This is a genomic window from Acidiphilium sp. (assembly GCF_049977125.1).
Taxonomy (GTDB): domain Bacteria; phylum Pseudomonadota; class Alphaproteobacteria; order Acetobacterales; family Acetobacteraceae; genus Acidiphilium.
This window is the reverse complement of the sequence record NZ_JBMFGY010000314.1, coordinates 1-2,219: the sequence shown is the minus strand read 5'-3', so window position 1 is coordinate 2,219 and position 2,219 is coordinate 1. Positions and strand designations below refer to the sequence as shown.

Annotated in this window: 5 protein-coding genes; all 5 read right to left on the bottom strand. The window is 59.9% G+C overall.

The annotated features are described in order from the left end of the window. Positions 1 to 267: hypothetical protein (locus tag ACP5E6_RS18540; protein WP_427956858.1), on the bottom strand; the 267-nt coding region annotated here is incomplete at its 3' end. Between the two features lie 284 nt (positions 268 to 551). Then, the gene (locus tag ACP5E6_RS18535) at positions 552 to 737 is read right to left on the bottom strand and encodes a helix-turn-helix transcriptional regulator (protein ID WP_427956856.1); all 186 of its coding nucleotides are present in this window, start codon (positions 735 to 737) and stop codon (positions 552 to 554) included. Between the two features lie 69 nt (positions 738 to 806). Then, positions 807 to 1,517, bottom strand: coding sequence for a hypothetical protein (locus tag ACP5E6_RS18530; protein WP_427956854.1), 711 nt, complete (start codon positions 1,515 to 1,517; stop codon positions 807 to 809). Continuing rightward, entirely contained in the window at positions 1,514 to 1,711 is a 198-nt protein-coding gene (locus ACP5E6_RS18525) for a hypothetical protein (RefSeq protein WP_427956852.1), read from the bottom strand. Before ACP5E6_RS18525 ends, ACP5E6_RS18530 begins: the two co-directional genes overlap by 4 nt. A gap of 79 nt (positions 1,712 to 1,790) precedes the next feature. Continuing rightward, positions 1,791 to 2,051, bottom strand: a complete 261-nt coding sequence (locus tag ACP5E6_RS18520; RefSeq protein WP_427956850.1) for a hypothetical protein — start codon at positions 2,049 to 2,051, stop codon at positions 1,791 to 1,793. Positions 2,052 to 2,219: the final 168 nt, after the last annotated feature.

Below are 2,219 nucleotides of genomic sequence, written 5' to 3'. Positions count from 1 at the left end.
CTTCCTCTTGCGGCCTTCGGCGGCTTTCTCGGCTGCACTGGCATCATCGTCGCGGTCGATCCGGTCTCCGCCACCAGCGGCCATTACAGCGGCCCAGATCGCATCCCGGTCATTGCAGCTGACGCAGGACGCGGAGATTTTCCGGCCCTTGCATTTCAGCAGCAGGGTCGGCGTCGAGTAGTTGCAAACAGGGCAGGTGCAGCGCCAATGATTGCCCGTTCTGAATCCGCCCATGTTGGCGGCGATAGTTTCGATGGGGGCGATCATGACCGGCCCCCCTCAATCTGGCGGATTATCCGGTGGTCAATCCGGTCAAGCACTGCAAGGATGCAGCGCCGGGCGGGCCGGGGTCGAACGGTCAAATTAGGGCGGCGCTTGGCTTCGGGGATGCGGCGGATCGGTGGAATGGTATCTGGTTTTGACATTGGCACGAAACTTTCATTCATGCCGCTTGGGATTTCGCTTGACGTAGAGCGGAAACTTTCGATATATGGCGTGGCTGCGTCTATCGATTTCCGCCCCGTCCGCGTGTCCGCGCGGCGGGGTTTTTCTTAGGCGGCGGTGCGGATTTCGGTGCGGCTCGCAACGTAGCCGGCGAGGTCCGAGAGCCTGAAAAAGATGCGGCGGTCTCCGATTTTGACGCGCGGGATTTCGGGGATGCGGTCGAGCGTCCGATCGGAAACATGCAGGTATTTCGCGGCTTGTTTGCGGTCGAGCAGTTCATCTGTGTTCGTCATTTTCGCCTCTTTGCGTTGTGGAGGCATCTATTTACTGCCATGACGCAACGCGGTCTGTCTGTGTGACTTTCAGCGCCGCCGGGGTCTAAAGTTCACACTCACCTTGTGATTGCGCCGGAGGTCGCGGACCTGTTCAATCGTTACGGCTTCGCCGGTTAGCATCTCTGCCAGGGCGGCGGATTGGCGGTATAGCGGCTTGCCGAACACCGTTTCAGTCACCGTGCTGATCCGTAGCGCCGTCGCGATTCCGGTCATATTCTCCCGCTCATGCGGCACCACGAGATGATAAACACCCAGGGCATCTGCCGCCTGTTGGAGCACATCCGCCTTTGCCCTCATGCCGGCCGCCACCATGCGCCAATCGATTTCACCGGCACCGTTCGGGATCAGATCGGTGTCATCAGCCTCAGTGCGAAGCCATGCCGCGCGCCGTCGCATATCTTCCGCTTGTTGCGCCCGTTGCGCCTCAGACTTGGCAGCGTGAACACTAATCGCGATGTGCAGCAGTTGCTTGAAAACAAAGATCAGCCCGATTCCGTGGCGTTCGGTTTCATCGGTTGGGATTGGTGGGTCGCAAAATCCTTCGATCGCAGTGCGCTGCACCGGATAGACGAATCCGTTCGGTTTCCGTTTTGTCAGTTCGGACCACAGCACCTTACCGCGTGGATCGGCGGCAATCTGGTGGATCAGATCGGCGCGTGCGACGTGTTCGGGATGATCTCGGTTGGCTTCGATCCACGCAATCACCGGCACCGGCAGCCAGTCGGGATAGCTGGTCATAGTGCTGATCCAGAGAATACGCGCCGGAACGATGCAAGGGTCATCTTTGCGATTAAGTCGAGTTCGGCGCGGCTGGTCGCCATGCTCGCCAACGTCGTCATAGCGTTGTCGGCGGTCCTGACCACATCGATCACGCGCGGGCTGGTGGCGCGGCGGGTTGTGGTTGTGGTATCGGTTGGTCGATCCTGTTTCATTGTAGTCTCCACTTCATTGCAGGGTCATCGCCGGGTCGGTGTTATCAGCACCACCCGGCACCCCCATTGCCGTGTCCGGTTATTGAGCATCCCGGATTTGCAGGCGTCCGAACCTTTGGACCGCCTCAGTTCTCAAAATGTCTGCCACGTCGCCACCACGTTGGACCGGCACGGTTCCACCAGTTGAACGCAGACCGGAGCAGACTTCGAAAAACCGATCACCGGCCCCGTTGCAAAGGTTGACGACACGGCAGAGCAGACCGCCATGCTCGGCATATTCCGTGCGGTCATCTGGTTCCACGAGAACCGCGCCCCAGGCATTTCGTTCAATGTAGGTCATCGTCTGTCTCCGTTGTTTGGGTTGTGGGTATGGCGCGAGCAGTCACCGCTGCTTGCGCTTTTGGTTCGGGTCGATCTCGATCACATCGGCTTGCTTGCCACCGCGCATCATGGCGTCGATCCGCGCGCCGGTCCTGTCCGCCGCCGCCTTGGCCGGATCATCGGCCAG

Coding starts and splice junctions, on each gene's coding strand:
- ACP5E6_RS18530 (WP_427956854.1), bottom strand. CDS start 1,517: ATGACCAGCTATCCCGACTGGCTGCCGGTGCCGGTGATTGCGTGGATC.
- ACP5E6_RS18520 (WP_427956850.1), bottom strand. CDS start 2,051: ATGACCTACATTGAACGAAATGCCTGGGGCGCGGTTCTCGTGGAACCA.
- ACP5E6_RS18535 (WP_427956856.1), bottom strand. CDS start 737: ATGACGAACACAGATGAACTGCTCGACCGCAAACAAGCCGCGAAATAC.
- ACP5E6_RS18525 (WP_427956852.1), bottom strand. CDS start 1,711: ATGAAACAGGATCGACCAACCGATACCACAACCACAACCCGCCGCGCC.